General features: G+C 63.2%; 21 protein-coding genes. 7 read left to right on the forward strand and 14 right to left on the reverse strand.

Features of this window, described 5'->3' with window-relative positions:
* Positions 1-58 precede the first annotated feature (58 nt).
* The 6 genes from rnt to NA647_RS01420 form a co-directional block, all read right to left on the reverse strand.
* Entirely contained in the window at positions 59-733 is a 675-nt protein-coding gene (rnt, locus tag NA647_RS01395; protein WP_256049593.1) for a ribonuclease T, read from the reverse strand.
* Positions 730-1773: a dihydroorotase gene (gene pyrC, locus NA647_RS01400; RefSeq protein ID WP_256056076.1), complete on the reverse strand. Its 1044-nt coding sequence runs from the start codon at positions 1771-1773 to the stop codon at positions 730-732. The genes rnt and pyrC overlap by 4 nt, the downstream gene beginning before the upstream one ends.
* Positions 1774-1890: 117 nt before the next feature.
* On the reverse strand, positions 1891-2508 hold the full coding sequence (locus tag NA647_RS01405; RefSeq protein WP_256056077.1) for a PqiC family protein: 618 nt from the start codon (positions 2506-2508) through the stop codon (positions 1891-1893).
* Positions 2505-4181 carry an intermembrane transport protein PqiB gene (locus NA647_RS01410; RefSeq protein ID WP_256056078.1) on the reverse strand — a complete coding sequence of 559 codons (1677 nt, stop codon included), beginning with the start codon at positions 4179-4181 and terminating at the stop codon, positions 2505-2507. The genes NA647_RS01405 and NA647_RS01410 overlap by 4 nt, the downstream gene beginning before the upstream one ends.
* Positions 4171-4788 carry a paraquat-inducible protein A gene (locus tag NA647_RS01415; protein WP_256056079.1) on the reverse strand — a complete coding sequence of 206 codons (618 nt, stop codon included), beginning with the start codon at positions 4786-4788 and terminating at the stop codon, positions 4171-4173. Before NA647_RS01415 ends, NA647_RS01410 begins: the two co-directional genes overlap by 11 nt.
* On the reverse strand, positions 4785-5393 hold the full coding sequence (locus NA647_RS01420; protein WP_256056303.1) for a paraquat-inducible protein A: 609 nt from the start codon (positions 5391-5393) through the stop codon (positions 4785-4787). Before NA647_RS01420 ends, NA647_RS01415 begins: the two co-directional genes overlap by 4 nt.
* 976 nt (positions 5394-6369) lie before the next feature.
* Between NA647_RS01420 and NA647_RS01425 the strand changes: the two genes are divergently transcribed.
* From NA647_RS01425 to gloA, 7 genes are all read left to right on the forward strand, one after another.
* Positions 6370-6855 carry a fimbrial protein gene (locus NA647_RS01425; protein ID WP_256056080.1) on the forward strand — a complete coding sequence of 162 codons (486 nt, stop codon included), beginning with the start codon at positions 6370-6372 and terminating at the stop codon, positions 6853-6855.
* Positions 6856-6919: 64 nt separating this feature from the next.
* Positions 6920-7609: a fimbrial biogenesis chaperone gene (locus NA647_RS01430; RefSeq protein ID WP_256056081.1), complete on the forward strand. Its 690-nt coding sequence runs from the start codon at positions 6920-6922 to the stop codon at positions 7607-7609.
* A gap of 17 nt (positions 7610-7626) precedes the next feature.
* Positions 7627-10143 (forward strand): fimbria/pilus outer membrane usher protein, encoded by a 2517-nt coding sequence (locus NA647_RS01435; RefSeq protein ID WP_256056082.1) that lies wholly within the window; start codon positions 7627-7629, stop codon positions 10141-10143.
* Positions 10140-11150: a fimbrial protein gene (locus NA647_RS01440; RefSeq protein ID WP_256056083.1), complete on the forward strand. Its 1011-nt coding sequence runs from the start codon at positions 10140-10142 to the stop codon at positions 11148-11150. Before NA647_RS01435 ends, NA647_RS01440 begins: the two co-directional genes overlap by 4 nt.
* A gap of 139 nt (positions 11151-11289) precedes the next feature.
* Positions 11290-12186: an OmpA family protein gene (locus tag NA647_RS01445; RefSeq protein ID WP_256056084.1), complete on the forward strand. Its 897-nt coding sequence runs from the start codon at positions 11290-11292 to the stop codon at positions 12184-12186.
* A gap of 84 nt (positions 12187-12270) precedes the next feature.
* Positions 12271-13488 carry an argininosuccinate synthase gene (locus NA647_RS01450; RefSeq protein ID WP_256056085.1) on the forward strand — a complete coding sequence of 406 codons (1218 nt, stop codon included), beginning with the start codon at positions 12271-12273 and terminating at the stop codon, positions 13486-13488.
* 87 nt (positions 13489-13575) lie between these two features.
* Complete coding sequence (gene gloA / locus NA647_RS01455) at positions 13576-13968, forward strand: lactoylglutathione lyase (protein ID WP_256056086.1); 393 nt, start codon at positions 13576-13578, stop codon at positions 13966-13968.
* Positions 13969-14015: 47 nt separating this feature from the next.
* Here gloA and NA647_RS01460 read toward each other — a convergent pair whose 3' ends face one another.
* The 8 genes from NA647_RS01460 to rsxA form a co-directional block, all read right to left on the reverse strand.
* Positions 14016-14195, reverse strand: a complete 180-nt coding sequence (locus tag NA647_RS01460) for a PA3496 family putative envelope integrity protein (protein ID WP_014851823.1) — start codon at positions 14193-14195, stop codon at positions 14016-14018.
* Between the two features lie 110 nt (positions 14196-14305).
* Positions 14306-14944 (reverse strand): endonuclease III, encoded by a 639-nt coding sequence (nth, locus tag NA647_RS01465; RefSeq protein ID WP_014851824.1) that lies wholly within the window; start codon positions 14942-14944, stop codon positions 14306-14308.
* Between the two features lie 141 nt (positions 14945-15085).
* Positions 15086-15799 carry an electron transport complex subunit E gene (locus NA647_RS01470; protein ID WP_256056088.1) on the reverse strand — a complete coding sequence of 238 codons (714 nt, stop codon included), beginning with the start codon at positions 15797-15799 and terminating at the stop codon, positions 15086-15088.
* Positions 15796-16566 carry an electron transport complex subunit RsxG gene (gene rsxG / locus NA647_RS01475; protein ID WP_256056089.1) on the reverse strand — a complete coding sequence of 257 codons (771 nt, stop codon included), beginning with the start codon at positions 16564-16566 and terminating at the stop codon, positions 15796-15798. The genes NA647_RS01470 and rsxG overlap by 4 nt, the downstream gene beginning before the upstream one ends.
* A 1-nt stretch (position 16567) precedes the next feature.
* On the reverse strand, positions 16568-17596 hold the full coding sequence (locus NA647_RS01480) for an RnfABCDGE type electron transport complex subunit D (protein ID WP_256056090.1): 1029 nt from the start codon (positions 17594-17596) through the stop codon (positions 16568-16570).
* A gap of 81 nt (positions 17597-17677) precedes the next feature.
* The gene (gene rsxC / locus NA647_RS01485; RefSeq protein WP_256056091.1) at positions 17678-20347 is read right to left on the reverse strand and encodes an electron transport complex subunit RsxC; all 2670 of its coding nucleotides are present in this window, start codon (positions 20345-20347) and stop codon (positions 17678-17680) included.
* Complete coding sequence (gene rsxB / locus NA647_RS01490; RefSeq protein ID WP_256056092.1) at positions 20344-20919, reverse strand: electron transport complex subunit RsxB; 576 nt, start codon at positions 20917-20919, stop codon at positions 20344-20346. The genes rsxC and rsxB overlap by 4 nt, the downstream gene beginning before the upstream one ends.
* Positions 20916-21500: an electron transport complex subunit RsxA gene (rsxA, locus tag NA647_RS01495; protein ID WP_131650646.1), complete on the reverse strand. Its 585-nt coding sequence runs from the start codon at positions 21498-21500 to the stop codon at positions 20916-20918. The genes rsxB and rsxA overlap by 4 nt, the downstream gene beginning before the upstream one ends.
* Positions 21501-21664 lie beyond the last annotated feature (164 nt).

Below are 21664 nucleotides of genomic sequence, written 5' to 3' on the forward strand. Positions count from 1 at the left end.
GTGGGCCGAAACGGAGCGCTGCCCGGCCCACCCTACGGGCATCACCTCCGTTTTGAGCTTATTCGTCGAACTCTTCCCAGCCACCCATTTCCTTCCACCGATTGACGATTCCGCAGAACAGCTCGGCGGTCTTCTCGGTGTCGTAGCGGGCCGAATGGGCCTCGCGACCATCAAAGTCGATACCGGCGGCCTGGCAGGCCTTGGCCAGCACGGTCTGGCCGTAGGCAAGGCCGGCGAGGGTGGCGGTGTCGAAGCTGGAGAAGGGGTGGAAGGGGTTGCGCTTGATATCGCAACGGGCAATCGCCGCGTTGAGAAAGCCCAAGTCGAAACTGCTGTTGTGGCCAACCAAAATGGCGCGTTTGCAACCGGCCGATTTCACCGCCTTGCGTACGCTGCGCAGGATCTCGCCCATCGCGTGGGATTCGGCGACGGCCATGCGCAGGGGGTGATCCAGCTTGATTCCGGTGAACTCGAGCGCGGCGGCTTCGATATTGGCGCCGGCGAAGGGCTCGACCCGGAAGAACATCGTTTCCTGCGGATAGAGCAGGCCCTGTTCGTCCATGCCGATGGTCACCGCAGCGATTTCCAACAGGGCATCGGTGGCGCAATTGAAGCCACCGCATTCGACGTCGACTACGACCGGCAGGAAGCCGCGAAAGCGTCGTGCCATGGGCGAGCGCGGTTTTCCCGAGAGGTTGTTTTCCAGGTCGTCGTCGAACGAGTCCTCACTCATGCGCTTGCCTCCAGACGCCATTGCAGGGTTTCACCCGCGCGTAGGGGCACGACGTTGTGCTCCCCGAAGGGCAGGTGGCCAGGCACATTCCAGGGTTCGCGCACCAGTGTGATCTGCTCGGTATTGCGCGGCAGACCGTAGAAATCGGCGCCGAAATGGCTGGCGAAGGCTTCCAGGCGATCCAGTGCGCTGCGCTGTTCAAATGCCTCGGCATAAAGCTCGATCGCGGCATAGGCGGTGTAGCAGCCGGCACAGCCGCAGGCGTTTTCCTTGGCATGCTGGGCGTGAGGCGCTGAGTCCGTGCCGAGAAAGAATTTCGGGCTGCCACTGGTGGCGGCGTCCAGCAGGGCTTCCTGGTGAACGTTGCGCTTGAGTACCGGCAGGCAGAAGAAGTGCGGACGAATCCCGCCCACCAGCATGTGGTTGCGGTTGTAGAGCAGGTGATGTGCGGTGATCGTGGCGCCCACGTTGCTACCGGCGGCCTTGACGAACTGCACGGCATCGCGAGTGGTGATGTGTTCGAACACGACCTTCAGCGTCGGGAAGCGCTCTGTGATCCGGCCCAGCTGCTCTTCGATGAAGTATTTCTCGCGATCGAAGATGTCGATTTCCGAGCGAGTTACCTCGCCATGGACCAAGAGCGGCAGGCCGACCTCGGCCATGGCTTCCAGCACCGGGAAGATATTGTCGATGCGGGTCACGCCGGACGCCGAGTTGGTCGTCGCGCCAGCCGGATAGAGCTTGGCGGCATACACGTAGCCGCTGGCCTTGGCGGCACGCACGTCGTCAGGCTGCGTGCCGTCGGTCAGGTAGAGCACCATCAGCGGCTCGAAGGCGCTGCCCTTCGGACGGGCGGAGATGATCCGCTGGCGATAGCTATCGGCTTCGGCGGCGTTGCGTACCGGCGGCACGAGATTCGGCATGATGATCGCGCGAGCGAACTGGCGCGCGGCGTCCGCCACGGTGTGTGACAGCGCTGCGCCGTCGCGCAGATGGATGTGCCAGTCGTCGGGACGAAGAAGGGTGATACGGTCGGACATGCAGATTTCCAGGCGGATCGAACTTGCGCGAATGCTACCGGAAAATCCGCTGGCCCGCTTCCGACCGGAAGACTATTAGCTCGACTGGATGGGGCGGGCCTCGGGCGGTACCGGCAGCTATGGCTGTGGGCAGTCACTGTCGGGATTCGCTGCCCATTGGCGTGCCGTTTGGGCGATGGTGGCCGCCAGCCCGGCGATAGCACGCTGGTGGGCCAGTACCAGGCTGTCCACCTCGCTGCCGGCCTGTTCGTGGATCACGCTGGCGCAGGTCAGCGCCCGGCTCTGCCGGCCGCGCTCGCTCAGTTCCAGGCTCCACATGACGTCCAGGGCAGCATGCCGGCCGGGCAGCGAATCGAAGCGACGAACGTCGGTGCGCAGGCTCACCACTGGAACGTTCGTCCGACCAGGCAGACCTGCCAGGTCACGCACGCCGAGGCGCTGTTGCAGTTCGATCGCTAGCGCATCGTGGAATTCGTCTGCAGGGGGCGAGGCCCAGAGTGCGGTTTCCAGGATCGCCAAGCGGCCATCGCTTTCGCGCACCACCAGGCTCGGCTGGTCCGTCTGTACCGGAATGCGCACCGGTAGCACCTGCAATTGGAATCCGGCCGCTTCGGCTGGCGCTTCGGTCATGTGCGGCTGGGCGGCGATGAGCGTGTGATAGCGCGTCGGGGTCGAGCTGCAGGCGCTCAGGACGAACGCGCCGGCTAGCATGAGCAGAGAGGGGCGCAGATTCATGGCTGGTGCTCCGAATTCAGTTCTCGCGAGGTGGCTTGGCCTTTGTAGTTCGCCGGCGTTTCGTCGCCGCTGCGGCCGCGGATCAGCGATTCGGGGTGACGGCTGAGGTAGTCCGACAGTGTCCGCACGGAGCGTACTGCGCGCTGGACTTCATTGAGGGTATCGCCTAGTTGCTGGCGCTGTGGCGAGTTTTCAGCAAGCGCCTGGTTGGCGTTCTGCAGGGTCTGCTCCGATCGCTCCAGGGTGCGCTGCAGCTGCGGCAGGACATCGCCGTTGACCTGCTTCAAGGTCTGGCGCAGCTCGTCGAGACTGCCATTCAGGTTGTCGGCCAGCGTTTCGATAGGCAGCTTGCTGAGCTTGTCGACCATGGCCTGCAGTTGCTCCTGCAATTTGTCGAAGCTGCCGGCGATGGTCGGGATGACCATGGGCCGGGCATGCTGATCGAAGGCGACCTGGGGCGCCCGCGGGTCGAAATCCAGTGAGATGTACAGTTGGCCGGTGAGCAGATTGCCGGTGCGTGCCTGCGCCCGCAGGCCGCGGTCGACGAACATTTGCATGAGGCGGGCGGTGTGTTCTTCAGTATCTCCGCCCAGGGCCTGGGACAGTTTGTCATGCGCGGCGCCCAGCCGACTGGGGTAGATCACCGCGCCGACCACAGCAGGGAAGCTTTTGTTCTTTTCGTCATAGTCGAGCTTGACCGAGACCACGCGGCCGATGGGGACGCCGAGAAATTCTACTGGCGCATCGACGTTCAGCCCGCGCAGGGTCTGGTCGAAGCGCATCTGCACGTAGCGCGGTGGGCCATCGGCGGGCGCCATCGCCTGGCGCACGTCGGCAAACAGCGTGAACTCGCTGTCCGGCGCGGCCGGGCTGGCGTCGGGGCTGTAGTTAGGGGCGCGGAAGGCGATGCCGCCGGCGAGTATGGTAGAGAGCGATTCGGCGTTAACCCGCAGGCCATCTGCAGCGACGGAAACATCGACGCCACTGGCGTTCCAGAAGCGCGTGTCGTCGGTGACGAAGCGATCGTAAGGGGCGTTGACGAACACTTGAACCTGGACGCCCTTGCCATCGTCGGCCAGCCCGAAAGAGATCACCTGGCCGACCTGAAGGCGGCGGAAGTACAGGGGCGAGCCGACACCGAGCGAACCGAGATTATCGCTGCGCAGGGTGAACTGCTTGCCTTCGGCGCCGAAGGTCACCGGTGGCGGTGCTTCCAAGCCGAGGAATTCGCGACGGGTTTCCTCTGCGCGCCCGGCATCGGCCCCAATGAAGGCGCCGGACAGCAGGGTGTCGACGCCGGATACACCACTGGCACCGATGCGCGGCCGCACGACCCAGAATTTGGTGTCTTCACGAGTGAAAGGCTCGGCGTGCTGATCCAAGTCGACCGTAGCGATGACACGGGTGTGATCCTCGCTGAGGTTGATGGCGGTGACTTGGCCGATGACCACGTTCTTGTACTTGACCTGTGTCTTGTTGGCTTCGAGCCCTTCGGCGGTCTCGAAGCTCACGGTGATTTGCGGCCCGGCAGAAAGCCAGTTCTGCATGACCATGGAAAAGCCCACCAGCGCGGCGGCGATGGGCACTAGCCAGACCAGCGAGACGCGGACCGGCCGATGCCTGATCTCGGGTGTGCCGGCAGGTGATTCGGTGTGGTGAGGGTTATCTGACATCTTCTTTCTCTGCATCCCAGATCAATCGCGGATCGAAGCTCATCGAGGCCATCATCGTCAGCACCACGACCAGGCCGAAGAACAAAATGCCCAGGCGCGGCTCGATGGTGCTCAGCGCGCGGAATTGCACCAGCGCCGCGACCAGCGCGACCACCAGCACATCGAGCATCGACCAGTAGCCGATGATTTCGATGAAACGGTACAGCCGCGCGCGTTCGCGCATGGCCCAGCGGCTGCGCCGCTGGGCGCTGATCAGCAGCATGCCGAGCACGAAGAACTTCATGCAGGGCACGCCGACGCTGGCAATGAAGATCAGCAGCGCGATGTCCCAGGAGCCGTCTTTCCAGAACTCGATCACGCCGCTGAGAATGGTGTTTTCGCTGCCGTTGCCAAACATATCGGTGTACATCACCGGCAGCGTGTTGGCTGGCACATAGAGGACCAGTGCGGCGACCAGCAGCGCCCAGGTGCGCGGGATGCTGTTCGGTTTGCGTCGATGCAGCGGCGCGTCGCAGCGTGGGCAGTCGCTAGCTTCCGCACGGCAGGTCAAACCGCAGTCATGGCACAGCTGCAAGCCCAGCTCCGAGGCGTATGGAGGTTGTGTCATCGTATCGGCACCTGCAGATCGTCCCACAGGCCGCGCACGTCGCGGCCGGCTATCAGCAGGATAAGGATGGTCAGAATGGCCATGGCCCAGAGGCCGATACCAGGATGCACGTCGAGCATGCCGCCGAGCTTGATGATGGCGACGAGAATCCCCAGCAGGCACACCTCCAGCATGCTCCAAGGCCGCAGATGTTCCAGTGCTCGCATGCAGGTTCGGAAGGCCGGTGCGATCCGGCCGCTACGCGCATGTACCAGCACCCATGCCAGCAGGATGATCTGCAGGCCTGGCGCAAAGATGATGCTCAGGCCCGCGACCAGCGCAATGGGCGTGATTTGCCCCTGGGCCAGCGCTTCGACGGTCCCCCACAGGGTCGCCTCGTTGCTGAGCCCCTGCATGCCTATCTGCATGATGGGAAAGGCGTTGGCGAACAGGAACAGGATCGCGGCGGCGAGCGTGAGCGCTAGCAACTGATCGGCGTTCAGATGTCGGGCCTTTTCCAGTAGCGCGCCGCAGCGCTGGCAATGGGCTGTCTGCCGGCGTGCCAGGGTAGGGCGCTGGTACACCGAATCGCAGTGTTCGCAAATGATCAGCGACGTCCCGACCAGCGCGCTCGGGCTTGGCGCCGAGGCGCGTTCGGGAGCCTCGGCTGTCTGGCGGGGTGATGCGCTGTTCGGCTTCAAAGCATCCACTCGATGGGAAGAATCGACATAAACGACACGCTGGCCCCTTTTCCAGAAGCTGGTGTGCGGCTCGGTATCATGGCGCACCTGCTGTCCATTCCATTGTTCTAGCCAATGGAGTTTGCCTGATTTGGTGAGCAGTACCACATGGAAATTGGCGGGAATGCTGGTGTCGAAGGCCCGCTCGATTACCTGCGCCATGCGCGGACTTTCGGTCACGAAGCCCAGTTCGGTGTGCAGACCGCAAGCAGGTAGGGCAGGGCGCCGGCGGGGGTGCGCCTAGGACGGGTGTTCGATGATGTCATCTGCTTGCTCATGAACGGATCGCAATCGCGACGTGAATGCAGCGCACAACGCGAGACGGGTGCTGCTGTCGCGTACCGATGCAATGACCGCCACGGCGCTCGCCGGAGCGTCACGCATGAGCCGCCGCCAACCTCCGGATCTCAGTGTTTCTCGGCACGGTCCGATAGCCATGAGACTAGCTTTGCCGCTGGAATCTATTGTACGCCTGCGCCCTCGCTGTGGCAGCACGCACACCAGCATCGGCAAGGCTTTGTTTCAGTGGGTAGGCGCCGCTGGCCTGCCTGTTTCTTCTGCCTGCGTTTCATCCGGCAAGGGATCTATTCTGCAAAACCGGAAGGCTGGGCCGGCCGGCCCGGTCAAGGCGACGATCGGTTGCTGGGGAGGATGTTGTTAATATGGCGATGTGCCATTATGCGGGCGCCCGCATAATACACGGCTTGCTGACCACTCGTCAGTCAGTGATTAAGGTCTCGCCGTAGATGCCGTTAAGCATTGGCGCTGAAGCGCAGATGCTCTCATTCAGAGTGAAATAACAGAATGTTCAAACAATTAGCTCCACTGCCAGTACTTTTTTGCAGCTTGCGCCCTGCTTACCTTGCCGCTGAAATCCAATGCGGCCGATGGGGAAGTCCGGATATCGGGCACGATCACCGCCAATACTTGTGATATCACCACAGGCACCGGGGGTGTACACACCGTAACGCTGCCCACCGTGATGGCCAGGACGCTGAGTGAAGCTGGTAAAACTGCCGGTCGCACGCCTTTTACCGTGGAGCTGGTTAACTGTTCTCCCGATTCGGGTGATGTTGCCCTTTATTTCGAACCGGGCGCCAACACCGATATGGCGAATGGCCGGCTGAACAATACCGGCGCTGCCACAGGGGTTCAGGTCGGCCTGCTGAATGGTTCCATGGTTCCGATCGAATTGAACCAGTCTAGCGCTTCCTTGCAAAATTCACAGACCGTTTCCATCGCGAGTGGCAGCGCCACTTTGAGTTATTTCGCCGAGTACTATGCGACCGGGGCGGCCGGGGCCGGATCCGTGAGCACCAGCACTTTCTTCTCGATCGTCTACCCCTGACGCATGAGCGGGCCTCTTTGAGGGTGCCCGCACTTTTCGCGCGTTCGCTGGAGTGTTCTGCCCCATGTTGCGGCTTATTCTTTGCTCGTTGTTGTGCTGGGCGATATCGACGGTGCAGGCGAGCGTTATTATCGGCGGCACGCGCATCATCTACCCCGCCGACCAACGTCAGGTCAGCGTCGAACTGGTGAACAAGAACGATTCTCCCGCGCTGGTCCAGAGCTGGATCGACGAGGGTGATCGCCAGTCCGATCCGCAACTGCAGCCCGCCCCGTTCGTCATCATTCCTCCCTTGGTTCGGGTGGAGCCGGAAAGAACCCAGGCGCTGCGGATCATGTTCAGCGGCGCCGAGCTGCCCCAGGACCGGGAAAGCCTGTTCTGGCTCAACGTGCTGGAGGTGCCGCCACGCCCGGATTCAGGCCAGGCGACCGAAAATTACCTGCAGTTCGCGGTTCGTTCGCGCATCAAACTGTTCTATCGCCCGGCCGGCCTGCAGCCCGACAGTCAGTCGGAAGCCGCCAGGCAGCTGGTCTGGCGCCGCGAGGGTCCGGAGCTCGTGGTGCAAAACCCGAGTCCTTACCACATCACACTGACCGAGGCCCGGATCGGCGGGCAAGCATTGCAGGTGAAGATGCTTGCCCCTTATGGCAGCGAGCGCCTGCCCCTGCCTCCCAAAGCTGCGGGCGAAATCTCATACAGCCACCTGAACGATTACGGTGGGCGCGAAACGCTTCGGGCCAACCTGAGCGAGTGATGCCTTGAATGCGCGCGATGCGAAGAAGGACGCTGTACTGGCTGGGCCTGACGCTACTCATGGCCGGCTCACAGGTAATCGCCAAGGAGGTTCACTTCAATCAGGCCCTGCTTTTCCCAGGCCTGGCGACCCGCGACCTGACGCGCTACGCAACGGGTAACCCGATCTATGCCGGCGACTATCCCAGCGATATCTATATCAACGACTCCCTGGTCCAGCGCGAAACGGTCCGCATGCTGGATATCACCGAGGCCGGCAGCGCCGCCCCCTGCATGACTAGGCAGCTGGTAGAGCTCGCCCGCATCGAGCCTGAGCGCGTGGCCCTGCCGCGTCCCGAACTGCTGGACGATCCTGCCGCCTGCGTCAGGGTCGAGCAAATCAGCGAGCAACTGCAGTGGCAGTACGACGTTTCGCGCCTGGCGCTGTACCTGACGGTTCCCCAGAGCCTGCAAGCGAACAGGCCCAGGGGTTGGGTCGACCCCTCGCAATGGGACGCCGGCGAGGCGGTGGCCTGGGTGGACTACACCGCCAATAGTTATTGGAACGAGAGCGCCGCGGGCCAGTACCGAAGCCATTACCTGGGCACACAGATGGGGGCCAACATGGGCACTTGGCGACTACGCCACCAGGCCAGCTTCCAGAGCAACCCGCAGCAGCGCCAATGGCAAAGCATCGCCAGCTATGCCTATCGCGCCCTGCCGCAATGGAAGTCCTCGCTGTCGCTGGGGCAGCGCTGGACCGGGGGCGAGTTCTTCGATTCCTTCGGTTATATCGGTGGCTCGCTGAGCAGCGATCCGCGCATGCTCGCCGAGAGCCAACGCGGTTTCGCGCCTATGGTCCGTGGCGTCGCCAGAACCCATGCCAGGGTGGAAATTCGGCAGAACGATACGCTGCTATACGAGGAAAACGTCGCGCCGGGTAACTTTCTCATCGATGATCTTTATTCGACCGGCTACGCGGGCGACCTGCAGGTGACTGTTCATGAGTCCGATGGAACCATCCAGACGTTCACCGTCCCTTATTCATCGGTACCGGGACTGATCCGCGCAGGCCAGACCTTCTATTCGCTCACCGCTGGCAAAGTGGATGAAGAGCTGGCCGACGAGTCGCAGGATTTCGCCGAGTTCACGCTGCAGCGCGGCCTGAGCAATCTACTGACCGGATACGGCGGGCTGTTTCAAAGTGATGACTATCAGGCGCTATTGCTCGGCTCGGCCTGGAATGCCCCGCTGGGTGCGATCTCTTTCGACTGGACCCGTAGCCGCTTCTCGGGGGCAGGCAGGCGTTCGGAGGGCGATCGCTACCGTCTCGGGTGGTCGCGAAGGGTGAGGGAGACCTTTGTCTCTGCCACCCTGACTCGCCATTCCAGTCCTGAGTACTATGGCGTCCGCGAGGCGCTATCGCTGTTCGAGCACAGCTCGCTGGAGGCGGTCGAGCGCTTGCGCCTGCGCCAGCGGGTGGATTTGAGCCTCAGCCAGCCACTGTATGGCGGCAGCCTGTATTTGCTGGGGAGCCGGCAATGGTTCTGGGGCAGGGAAGGCCGGCAGACCAGTTATCAGCTGGGCTACAGCAACCGCTGGGGATCGCTGGGCTACCAGCTTTCTTTGCAGCGCATGGATGGCGGTATCGGCGACAGCGACACTATCTTCGGGCTGACCTTGAATATGCCCATTGGTCAGGGGCGTTCTGCAGGCGCTGGACACCTCTCCATGCAGATGAGCCAGGGCGAGGGTGGTCAGAGGCAGCTCAACAGTGTTTTCAGCGGAATCGCCGGCGACGATTTGCAATATACCTACAGTGTCATGGCCAGCCATCAGGACCGGCCGGATGCCGATGATCTCGGTGCCCTTGGCGTCAACCTGGGCTATCGAGCCGCGGTTGCCAATTTCGATGCAGGCCTCAGCCAGGACAACCAGCGTCAGCGGCAAATGACGTTCGGAGCCAGGGGGGCCATGGTCGCGCACGCCGGCGGCGTGGAGTGGGTGCCGGAGCTGGGTGATACCTTCGCCATCATCAAGGCGCCGAACGCGACGGGAGCCAAGGTGGCGGGGTGGCATGGGCTGCGGGTCAGCGATGATGGCTATGCCATCGTTCCGCATCTGACGCCCTATCAGGCCAACCGGGTGGGGCTGGATGTGAATGGGCTGGATGACAGCATAGAGCTGACAGAAACCGCGCAGTGGCTGGTTCCCGATGCCGGCGCCGCCGTCTCGGCTTTCTTCGTGGCCCTTAAAGGCTACTCGATCCTGCTGGAGGCCAGCTGGGATGGCAAAGCGGCCCCCTTCGGTGCGGATGTGTTCGATGAACAGGGCATCAGGGTCGGCGTCGTCGGGCAGGCGGGCCAGCTCTATGCCCGCGTCTCCAGCCCTGACGGTGTGCTGTCGGTGCGCTGGGGCAGCGAGGCCGACCGCCAGTGCCAGATCCGCTACCGTCTGGGGGCAGAGCAAGAGGGATTGATTCACTTGCCCGGACGGCACCCGTGCGAGGACATCGCACCGTCCCAGGCAATCGACAGGCAGGAAACCCGGCCATGAACAAGTTCCTTCTCGCCCTGCTCCTGGGTTGGCTCCTGCACCCGATGGCCCGGGCCGAATGCACATGGAGCGATGGCTTGATTGGCCCGACGATCTACCGAGTCCAGACCGAGGCCAACCACACATTGAGCGTGATCGCCGCCACGGTGGGGCAGCGCGTATGGGATGTCGGCGGGGCCGATGGAGCCCCTTCCTGGAAAACCTCATGCAGCGGCGGCGAGCAGGCCGGGTATATCAATTCCCTGGGTTCGCCCTCGCCCGTGCTAACCGGTGAAAAAGGGCCCATCTACGAAATCGACCGGGTTCCTGGCCTGGGCTATAGCCTGAGCGAAAGCCAGGCCTACGGCCCGCCCAACTACTACCAGCAATATGGCGCCCTGAATGCGCCGAGTGGGCAGTATTATTTCGATGCCGGTCGCAAACAGAGGCTCGATTTCTGGAAGACTGGGAGCTTGCAGGCCGGCCGTTACTGTCTCGCCGCCGGAACCCGCATGGGCTCGGTGCGTTTTGGCAGCCTCGATGTGATTGACGTGATCCTTGCCGGCAGTTTGTGCCTCAATGTGGTGGCGCCCACCTGTACGGTGCAGACCGATTCGAAGCAGATCACCGTGCCGCTCGGCAACCGTCCGGTGACCAGCTTCAGCGGGGTGGGCAGCGTGGGGCCGACCGTTCCTTTCTCCATCCGTCTCGGCGCCTGTAGCAACGTCAGCCAGGTTACCATCCAGTTCAATGCCGTTGCCGATGCCGACTACCCGGCCGCCGCTGCCGCGGGCGTGCTCTCCACCGCTGGGTCGCCCAGCCCCGCGGCAACTGGCGTGGGCATTCAGCTGATGGACGGTAGAACCTCATCCCCCATGATCTTGCTGCAGCCCAAGGTGATGTGGAACGGCACCTCGGGAACCACTTCCATCTCCCTGCCCTTCGGCGCTCGTTATATTCAGACCCGCTCCATGGTGACGCCCGGCTACGCTCACGGCTCGGCGCGGTTCGTTCTGTCCTATCAGTGAAACCTTTCGCTTTGCGGGCGTGCCCGTTGATTCTCCTCGCCCGCGAGAGGCGGATGGGCAGCCGAACGCCTGCGCGCCTCAAGATTTCCCCGCTGTTACCGATACCCTGAAAGACCCCTAATTACTTGTGGAGCCGCACGTGCGCCTGCGCTGCCTTGCGATTATTTGTCTGCTGGCCAGTCCATCAGTTCACGCCATCACATTCCAGACCCGTCTGGAGAGGGTGGAGTGGCAGGTCGAGGGCGATCAGTTCGAATGCCGGCTGGTGCAACCGATTGCCGGTTTTGGCTCGGGAGAATTCGTCCGCCGTGCTGGCGAGCAGGCCATTTTCCGTCTGCAATCGCCCGAACGCTGGCTGGGCAGTGGCTCGGCGACGCTGCTGGCGGCGGCCGCGCCCTGGCAGCCGACACGCAGCGACATCAACCTGGGTGTGGTGTCGGTCGGTGGCGGCGAGATTCCCTTCAACAGCTCGCACCTGCAGGCCGGGCGCCTGCTCAGTGGCCTGCTCGAGGGACGCAGCCCGGTGGTGCGCCACCGCACGCTGCATGGCGGAGAATCGCTCGAGGTGCGCTTGCTGCCGGCGCGCTTCGGCAAGGCCTACGAGGATTACCGCGCCTGTACGACCAAGCTGCTGCCGGTCAACTTCGATCAGATTCGTCAGTCGCAGATCGGCTTTCCTACCAGCGACGTGGCGCTGGATGGCGTGGGGCGCGCCAAGCTCGATATCATCCTGCAGTTCCTCAAGGCCGACCCGGGCGTCAACCGCATCCAGCTCGATGGCCACTCGGACAACAGCGGCAACCGGCTCACCAACCGCGACCTCTCCCGTCGCCGTGCGCTGGCCGTCGAGGAATACCTGATCGCCAATGGCGTACCGAAAGAGCAGATCACGCTGCGTTTCCACGGCGAGCGCTACCCGCTGGTGGCCAACAACGGACCGGCCAACCGCGCCAAGAATCGCCGGGTCACCCTGCGGCTCGATCGCGCCCCGGCCACCACGACCGCAGCGACCGAGCAGACCACGCCGTCTTCCTGAGCCGCCGCGCGCTCGCGCCCCTGTAAAACCGGCGTCGCGACCAGTAGAATTGCCGCTTTCCTTCAATCCCGGGAGTGGATGGCAATGGCCGACGTAAAGAAGGTAGTCCTGGCGTATTCCGGTGGCCTGGACACCTCGGTGATTCTCAAGTGGCTGCAAGATACCTATAACTGCGAAGTGGTGACCTTCACCGCCGACCTCGGCCAGGGCGAGGAGGTCGAGCCCGCCCGCGCCAAGGCCAAGGCCATGGGCGTCGAGGAAATCTACATCGACGACCTGCGCGAAGAATTCGTCCGCGATTTCGTCTTCCCGATGTTCCGTGCCAACACCGTTTACGAAGGCGAATACCTGCTGGGTACCTCCATCGCCCGTCCGCTGATCGCCAAGCGCCTGATCGAGATCGCCAACGAGACCGGCGCCGACGCCATTTCCCACGGTGCCACCGGCAAGGGTAACGACCAGGTGCGTTTCGAGCTGGGCGCCTATGCGCTCAAGCCGGGCGTGAAAGTCATCGCCCCCTGGCGCGAGTGGGACCTGCTCTCGCGCGAGAAGCTGATGGACTACGCCGAGAAACACGCCATCCCGATCGAGCGCCACGGCAAGAAGAAGTCGCCGTATTCCATGGATGCCAACTTGCTGCACATCTCCTATGAAGGCGGCGTGCTGGAAGACACCTGGACCGAGCACGAAGAGGACATGTGGCGCTGGACCAAGTCCCCGGAAGCCGCGCCGGACACTCCGACCTACATCGAGCTGACCTATCGTAAGGGCGATATCGTCGCCATCGACGGCAAGGAGCTGAGCCCGGCTACTGTGCTAGCCGAGCTGAACCGCATCGGCGGCGAGAACGGCATCGGTCGCCTGGACATCGTCGAGAACCGCTACGTGGGCATGAAGTCCCGTGGCTGCTACGAGACCCCCGGCGGCACCATCATGCTCAAGGCCCACCGCGCCATCGAGTCCATCACCCTGGACCGCGAAGTCGCGCACCTGAAAGACGAGCTGATGCCCAAGTACGCCAGCCTGATCTACAACGGCTACTGGTGGAGCCCGGAGCGCCTGATGCTGCAGCAGATGATCGATGCCTCCCAGGCCACGGTGAACGGCGTGGTACGCCTGAAGCTGTACAAGGGCAATGTGATCGTCGCTGGTCGCAAGTCTGACGAGTCGCTGTTCGATGCCAACATCGCCACTTTCGAGGACGATGCCGGCGCTTACGACCAAGCCGACGCCGCGGGCTTCATCAAGCTCAACGCCCTGCGCCTGCGCATCGCCGCTGGCAAGGGCCGTTCGCCGCTCTGATGCAGTGGTAGAAGACCGCAAATCCCGGCCACCAGCCGGGGTTTGCGTTGGGAATCCCGAACCGGTTCTTGAATGAGGAGAAAACCGATGAGACTACTCCACACCATGCTGCGCGTCGGCGACATGGACAGATCCATCGCGTTCTACACCGAAGTGCTGGGCATGACCCTGCTGCGCCGCAAGGATTACCCCGACGGCAAATTCACCCTGGCGTTCGTCGGCTACGGTGACGAGGCACACAACAGCGTGCTGGAGCTGACCCATAACTGGGACGTCGACAGCTATGAGCTGGGCACCGGCTACGGGCATATCGCCCTGGAAGTGGAAGACGTCTACAAGGCGTGCGAGGACATTCGCAGCCGTGGCGGCAAGATCACCCGCGAACCGGGGCCGATGCTGCATGGCAGCAGCATTCTGGCTTTCGTCGAGGATCCGGATGGTTACAAGGTCGAGCTGTTGTCACCGACGCGTAAAGACTGAGCGGTAACCGCGCGAGCAAGAAAAAGCCCCGATTTCGGGGCTTTTTCTTAGAGGTCGAAGTCGAACTCGTTGAGTTGCTTCTGCAGGCGACGTTCCTCGAGCAGGTTGTCGATGATCCGGCGCTTGGTCAGGTTGGTCTTGGCCACTTCCACCGGGGCCTCTGCGGTATCGTCTTCATCCTCACCGACGAAGTCGTCTTCAATCTGGATATCTTCTTTCTCGGACACTTGTCTTCACTCCACGGCTAAGGCGCGTTGTTGGCGCACCTTATAGCGACAAAAAACAAGGTCGTAAAAAAGATTTTTTCAATCAGGCGATAGGTTTTGCAGCCGCTCGCTCAATCGTCTGAAGTCTTGTGCTTGTATTCGCACAGGTCCTCGATTCGGCAACTGCCACACTGCGGTTTGCGCGCCTTGCAGACGTAGCGTCCATGCAGGATCAGCCAGTGGTGAGCGTCGAGCAGGTAGTCCTTGGGCACGAACTTGATCAGCTTGCGTTCGACTTCCAGCACGTTCTTGCCGGGGGCGATGTTGGTGCGGTTGGCGACGCGGAAGATATGGGTGTCGACGGCCATGGTGAACTGGCGGAACGCGGTGTTGAGCACCACGTTGGCCGTCTTGCGACCGACGCCGGGCAGGGCTTCGAGGTCTTCGCGGTTATCCGGCACCTGGCTGCCATGCTTCTCGATCAAAATGCGGCAGGTCTCGATGACGTTCTTCGCCTTGCCTCGGTACAGGCCGATGGTCTTGATGTACTCCGACAGCCCCTCGACGCCCAGCGCGTAGATCGCCTCCGGCGTGTTGGCGACCGGGTAGAGCTTGGCCGTGGCCTTGTTGACGCCGACGTCGGTGGCTTGCGCCGAAAGGATCACCGCGATCAGCAGCTCGAACGGCGTGCTGTAGGCCAGCTCGGTCTTGGGCTCGGGGTTGTCCTCGTGGAAGCGACGAAAGATCTCCCGGCGTTTTTCAGCATTCATGGGTTTCAAGCCCTAAGCCTCAAGCTGGAAGCCTGAAGCGGATATTCGTTGGGGTGCAGATTGTGCCAGAGAGACAGCGCTGTCGGGGCAGAGGAAGCAGGGTTCGATTTCTAGCTTCTAGCTTCTAGCTTCCGGCTGCTCCTATTCGATCACTCCGGTTACCCGCACCCGACGGCTCTGCACCGGTATTTCCGGCTGCTGCGCCCTGGCGCGTTCGGCCAGATGCAGGTCGATGCGGTTCTTCAGGGCGATCAGCAGGCCGAGCACGATGAACGCACCCGGTGGCAGGATCGCCAGCAGGAAGCCCTTGTAGTCGCTGAATACCGTGATCTGCCAGTCGGCGGCGATGGGACCGAACAGCAGGTGCATGTTGGCGAACAGCGCACCGGTACCGAACAGCTCGCGCAGGCTGCCCAGCACCAGCAGCACCAGCGCGAAGCCCAGTCCCATGATCAGGCCGTCGAAGCTGGCGATCAGCGGATTGTGCTTGGCGGCGAAGCCGTCGGCGCGGCCGAGGATCACGCAGTTGGTGGTGATCAACGGAATGAAGATGCCGAGGATCTGGTAGAGCTCGTAGGTGTAGGCCTGCATCAGCAGTTCGATGCAGGTGGTCAGCGCCGCGATGATCATCACGAAGGCCGGCAGGCGCACCGCCGTGTTGACCACGCCGCGCACCAGTGACACGCCGAGGTTGGAGCAGACCAGCACCAGCGCTGTGGCCAGGCCCAGGCCCAGGGCGTTGACCGCCGAGTTGCTGACGCCGAGCAGCGGGCAGAGGCCCAGCAGCTGCACCAGCGCCGGGTTGTTCTTCCATAGGCCGTTGATGCTCAGTTCGCGATAGCTGGGTGTGCTCATGGTCTGTCGCCTGTCTGCTCGGGCTGCGGATCGCTGACCTGCAAGTCGTCACGGGTTGCAGCGCCGCCAGCGCGGGAATGGCTGGTCGCTTCGTCGGGTTCGCTCAGCTCCGGTAGCGCCTGCTCGGGCTCGACCGGGTGGGTACTGGCGCCGAGCAGTTCGTCCTTGTGCGCATCGAAATATTGCAGGGCGCGGTGCACGGCGCCGACCACGGCGCGCGGCGTGATGGTGGCGCCGGCGAACTGGTCGAACTCGCCGCGATCCTTCTTCACGGCCCAGCCGGATGAGGCGGGGTCGGTCAGTGAGCGGTTCTCGAAGCTACGTATCCACTGACTCTTGGCCAGCTCGATCTTGTCGCCCAGGCCGGGCGTTTCGCGATGCCGAACCACTCGCACGCCGGCGACGCGGCCGTCGGCGAGTACGCCGATCAGCAGATGGATCGCGCCGCTGTAGCCGTCCGGCGCGATGGCCTGGAGAATCACTGCGCTGGGCTTGCCGTCGTTGCGGGCGATATAGGCGGGAACGGCTTGCCGGATGCCGAGCATTGGATGGTGGACTTCGATACTGCTATCGAGCAACTGATTATCGTAGCTGCCACGGGGCAGGATTTCGTTCAGCGCGCGCAGTTGCGCCGCGCGTTCGGAAGCCTGGATGCGTTCGGCGGTGAACTGTTGCAGCAAGGTCACCGCGCCCACTGTGACGACCGCGAACAGCCCCAGCACCAAGGCGTTCTTGTACATCGAGCGGCTGAGTTCGGGAAGGATCATGTCATTCGCCCAGCTTGAAGCCGCGCTCGGCCTTGCGGTGGCCGTAAGTGCGCGGGCGGGTGTAGTAGTCGATGGTTGGTGCCGCCAGGTTCATCAGCAACACGGCGAAGGCGACGCCGTCCGGATAGCCGCCCCAGGCGCGGATGACATAGACCAGGATGCCAACGCCGGCGCCGAAGATCAGCCGCCCCAAGGTGCTAGTCGCGCCACTCACCGGGTCGGTCACGATGAAGAAGGCGCCGAGCATGGTGGCGCCGCTGAGCAGGTGGAACAGTGGTGAGCCGTTGCTATCTGAGCCCGAACCGTTCCAGAACACCAGGCTCATCACCGCCAGCGCCGCGAGCATACCCACCGGCGCGTGCCAACTGAACAGCCGCTTGTGCAACAGGAACAGCCCGCCGGCCAGGAACGCCAGGTTGACGACTTCCGAGCCGATGCCGCCGAAATGCCCGAACGCCGGGTTGGTCCAGAGTTCCTCGACGGTCAGGCTCCGGTTCAGCTTCATCACATCCAGCGCGGTGGCCTGGCTCCAGCCATCGGGTAGCGCGGCGATGCCGAGGATATGCTGCAGGCCGGAGCCCAGGCCGACGCCATGCGGCACCGGCCAGGTAGTCATTTCCACCGGGAACGAGACCAGCACCACGACGTAACCGATCATGGCGGGATTGAATGGATTCTGTCCCAGCCCGCCGTAGAGCTGCTTGCCGAAGACGATGGCGCTGCCGGTGGCAATCAGCGTGAGCCACCACGGCGAGTAGGGCGGCAGCGCCAGTGCCAGCAGCACGGCGGTAACCAGGGCGCTGCCGTCGCGCAGAAAGAACTGCACCGGCCGTTGCCGAACCTTGAGCAACAGCGCTTCGAAACCCAGCGCGACGGCGCTGGCCCAGCACAGGTTGATCAGCGTGCCGGCGCCGTAGAGCCAGGTAAGGACGATCACGCCGGGCAGCGTGGCGGCCAGCACCAGCAGCATGACCCGCTGGGTGCGGTTGCTGCCGGTGGCGTGCGGTGAGGTGATGCGTGGCAGGGCCATTGGCTCTCCGGTCGAATGGGTGCAGGGTGCGGTTTCATGAAAATCGCCGCTCCCGGATAGTTGCGCCTGGGGCGCCGCTACTTATGAGTCGGTGTGTTCCTGCAGCTTGCGCTCGGCCTCGTTCAGACGCTGGCGCGCGGCTTCGACGAGGCCGGCGTCGCTGTTGGCGTCTCGCTCCAGCTTGCGCAGGTCGGCACGGGCGAAAGCCACTTCGGTTTTCAGCGCGCGGGTCTGCTCGTCAATCGGGCGCTTGTCGGTGCGAACCAGCTCCGGCGCGGGCTTGGCGGATTTTTCCTCGGCGGCATGCAGGGCCTGTTCGGCACTGGCCAGGCCATCGCGCAGCTTGCTGAGTTCGGCCTCTTCGGCGCCGGCTTTTTCGGCTTTCTTCAGTTCGGCACGCTTCATCGTCAGCTCGATCTTGGCCTTCTTCAGCGCTTCGTCGCCGACCGGTTTGTTCGGAGCGGCGGGTGCGTTTTGCTGTGCTCCGGCCAGCGCCTGTTCGGCGTCGGCCAGTTGGGCTTGCAGGCGCGTCAGCTCCGCTTGTTGCTGCTCGTCGCGACTCTCCAGTTTTTCCAGCTTGCGTAGCTGGGCGCGGAGCATGGCGGCCTCGATCTTGGCCTTCTTGACGGCTTCGTCGCCGGCCGGTTTGCTCGGGGCGGCGGGTGCGTTCTGCTGCGCACTGGCCAATGCCTGTTCGGCGTCGGCCAGCTGGGCTTGCAGATGCGCCAGCTCCGCTTGTTGCTGCTCGTCGCGACTCTCTAGCTTTTCCAGCTTGCGTAGCTGGGCGCGGAGCATGGCGGCCTCGATCTTGGCCTTCTTGACGGCTTCGTCGTCGGCCGGTTTGCTCGTGGCGAAGGGGGCGTTTTGCTGTGCCTCAGCCAGTGCCTGTTCGGCCTTGGCCAGCTGAGCTTGCAGGCGCGTCAGTTCGGCCTGTTGCTCGTCATCGCGGGTTTCGAGCTTTTCCAGCTTGCGCACTTGGGCCCGCAGCATGGCGGCTTCGATCTTGGCTTTCTTGGCCGCTTCGTCACTGGCCGGGGCGGGTGCGGCTTCGACAGGCGGCACAGCGGCGCTGGCTTCATCCAGTGCCTTTTGCGCATTGCTGGCGGCGATGCGTAGTCCGGCGACCTGCGCCTCCAGCTCGGGCGTGGCATGGACAGCGAGCTGCTTTTCGGCTTTCTTCAGCGCGACTTGGGCCATGCTGGCTTCGATCTTGAGCTTCTTCTGTTCTTCGGACAGGCCAGCCTTCTGCGCTTGGATACGGGAGACCGGGTCGTCCTGGCTGGCAGTTTGCGCCTGGGCTTCCTTGGCACGCGCGGCGCGTTCGGCACGGGCCTTGCGGTCGGCTTCCTTCTGCTCTTCTGCGCGGCGCAGACGTTCCTGGCGCAGTTCGAAACGTTGTTTGGAATGCTCGGCCTTCTGCTGTTTCTGCTCCAGCGCGCGGATTTCACCTTTGGCGGCGCGGTAGTACTGCACCAGCGGAATGCTCGAGGGGCAGACGTAGGCGCAGGCGCCGCACTCGATGCAGTCGAACAGGTTGTAGGCCTTGAGCTGCTCGTGCTCCTGGCCTAGGGCGAAGAAATGCAGTTGTTGCGGCAGCAGGCTGGCCGGGCACACCTCGGCACATTCGCCGCAGCGGATGCAGGGCAGCGCCGGCGGCGGTGGCGGCAGCTCGGCCAGGGTGCTGGCCAGCAGGCAGTTGCTGGTCTTGATCAGCGGCACGTCCATCGATGGCAGGGTAAAGCCCATCATCGGGCCGCCCATGATCAGGCGGTTGAGCTTGTCACTGTCGAGGCCGGCGAAGGCCAGCAGTTCGGCCACTGGCGTACCGATCAGCGCCTCAATGTTCATCGGCTGGGCGAGCGCTTCACCGGTCAGGGTGGTGACGCGCGAGATCAGCGGCTTGTCCAGCAGCACGGCGTCGTGGATGGCCACGCAGGTGCCGACGTTCTGGCAGAGCATGCCGATATCGGCCGGCAGGCCGCCACTGGGTACTTCCTCGCCGGTGAGGATCTGGATCAGCTGCTTCTCGCCACCGGACGGGTACTTGGTGGGGAAGACCTTGAGCACATAGGGGCGCTCGCCGATGGCGGCACGCACGGCAGCGATGGCTTCGGGCTTGTTGTCTTCGATGCCGATCAGCACCTGCTGCGGTTTGATCAAATGTTCGAGAATCTCGATGCCCGCCACCAGTTCGGCGGCTTTCTCGCGCATCAGCAGGTCATCGGCGGTGATGTAGGGCTCGCATTCGGTGCCGTTGATGATCAGCGTGTGAATCGTCTGCGTAGGCGGTGCGGTCAACTTCACTGCGGTTGGGAAGCCGGCGCCGCCGAGGCCGTTGATACCGGCTTGGCGGATGATGTCCAGCAACTCGGCAGGGGGCAACTGGCGATAATCGGTATGCGGCTGCAGCTCGATCCATTGATCGCGGCCATCGCTGTCGATGACGATGGCCGTGGCGGTCATGCCCGAGACGTGCGGGTAGGGCTGCGGGCCGATGAAGCTGATGGTGCCCGATGTGGGCGCATGCACCGGCGCGCTGACGAAGCCGCTGGCCTCGGCGATCTTCTGGCCTTTGAGCACCTGCTCGCCGAGCGCCACGCAGGGCTCGGCCGGGGCGCCGAGGTGCTGGGCGAGCGGTACGATCAGCCGCGCAGGCAGCGGCATCTGCTGGATCGGCGCGCGGTTGGAAAGATCCTTGCACTCCGGTGGATGGATGCCGCCATGGATGTCCCAGACGTTCAATGAGGTCATGCGGCCTGCTCCCGGTCACTGGCGATCAGCTGGCCTGGCGCCAGCGGCTGGTCCCACTTCCAGCTCTGCAGGTTGCTGCCCACTTCGATCATGTCGATGCAGTCCACCGGGCAGGGCTCGACGCAGAGGTCGCAGCCGGTGCATTCGGAAACGATCACGGTGTGCATCTGCTTGGCGGCGCCGACGATGGCATCCACCGGGCAGGCCTGGATGCACTTGGTGCAGCCGATGCACTCGGCTTCGCGGATATAGGCGACGCGCGGAGGCACTTCACCCTCCACGGCATCCAGCGGCTCGGGCTCGACATCCAGCAGGTCGGCCAGCGCCTGGATGGTGGACTCGCCGCCCGGTGGACATTTGTTGATCTTGTCGCCGCCGGCGATCGCCTCGGCGTAAGGCTTGCAACCCGGATAGCCGCACTGACCGCACTGGGTCTGCGGCAGCAGGGCGTTGATCTGCTCGGCGATCGGGTCGCCTTCAACCCGGAAGCGCACCGCCGCAAAACCTAGGATCGCACCGCACACCAGGCACAGTGCCAACAACGCCAATATGGCAACCAAAACCAGGCTCATAGCTTGATCAACCCGGTGAAGCCCATGAATGCGAGCGACATCAGCCCGGCGGTGACCATGCCGATGGCTGCGCCCTGGAATGACTTGGGAACGTCGGCGATAGCGATGCGCTCACGCATGGCGGCGAACAGCACCAGCACCAGGGAAAAGCCCAGGCCGGCGGCAAAACCATTGGCGGTCGCGGTGATGAAGGTGAATTCGGACTTGTTGGCATTGAGCAGGGCGACGCCGAGCACGATGCAGTTGGTGGTGATCAGCGGCAGGAAGATACCCAGCACGCGATAAAGGAGCGGACTGGTCTTGTTCACCACCATTTCGGTGAACTGCACCACCACGGCGATCACCAGGATGAAACTGATGGTGCGCAGAAACTCCAGATCCAGCGGCTTGAGCACGTATTGCTGCACCAGATAGCTGCACATCGCCGCTAATGTCAGCACGAAGGTGGTGGCCAGCGAAAGGCCGATGGCGGTTTCGATCTTCTTCGAAACGCCCATGAACGGGCACAGGCCGAGAAACTGCACCAGCACGAAGTTGTTGACCAGGATGGCGCTAACCATGATCAGGGCGAGTTCGGTCATGCGGGTTCCCTGTGGTGCTCTGCACGAGCCGGAGGCTAAAAGGCCGCTATTATCGGGAAGCGATGGCGGCCATACAAGGCCGCAAAATGTCCGGGAGCGGCGCGAGCCGGGGGCATGACATATAAGGAAATGGACCAACTGTCCGGTCGCTCGGCAGCTGGCCT

This window comes from Stutzerimonas stutzeri, from assembly GCF_024448985.1.
Lineage (GTDB): Bacteria > Pseudomonadota > Gammaproteobacteria > Pseudomonadales > Pseudomonadaceae > Stutzerimonas > Stutzerimonas stutzeri_AP.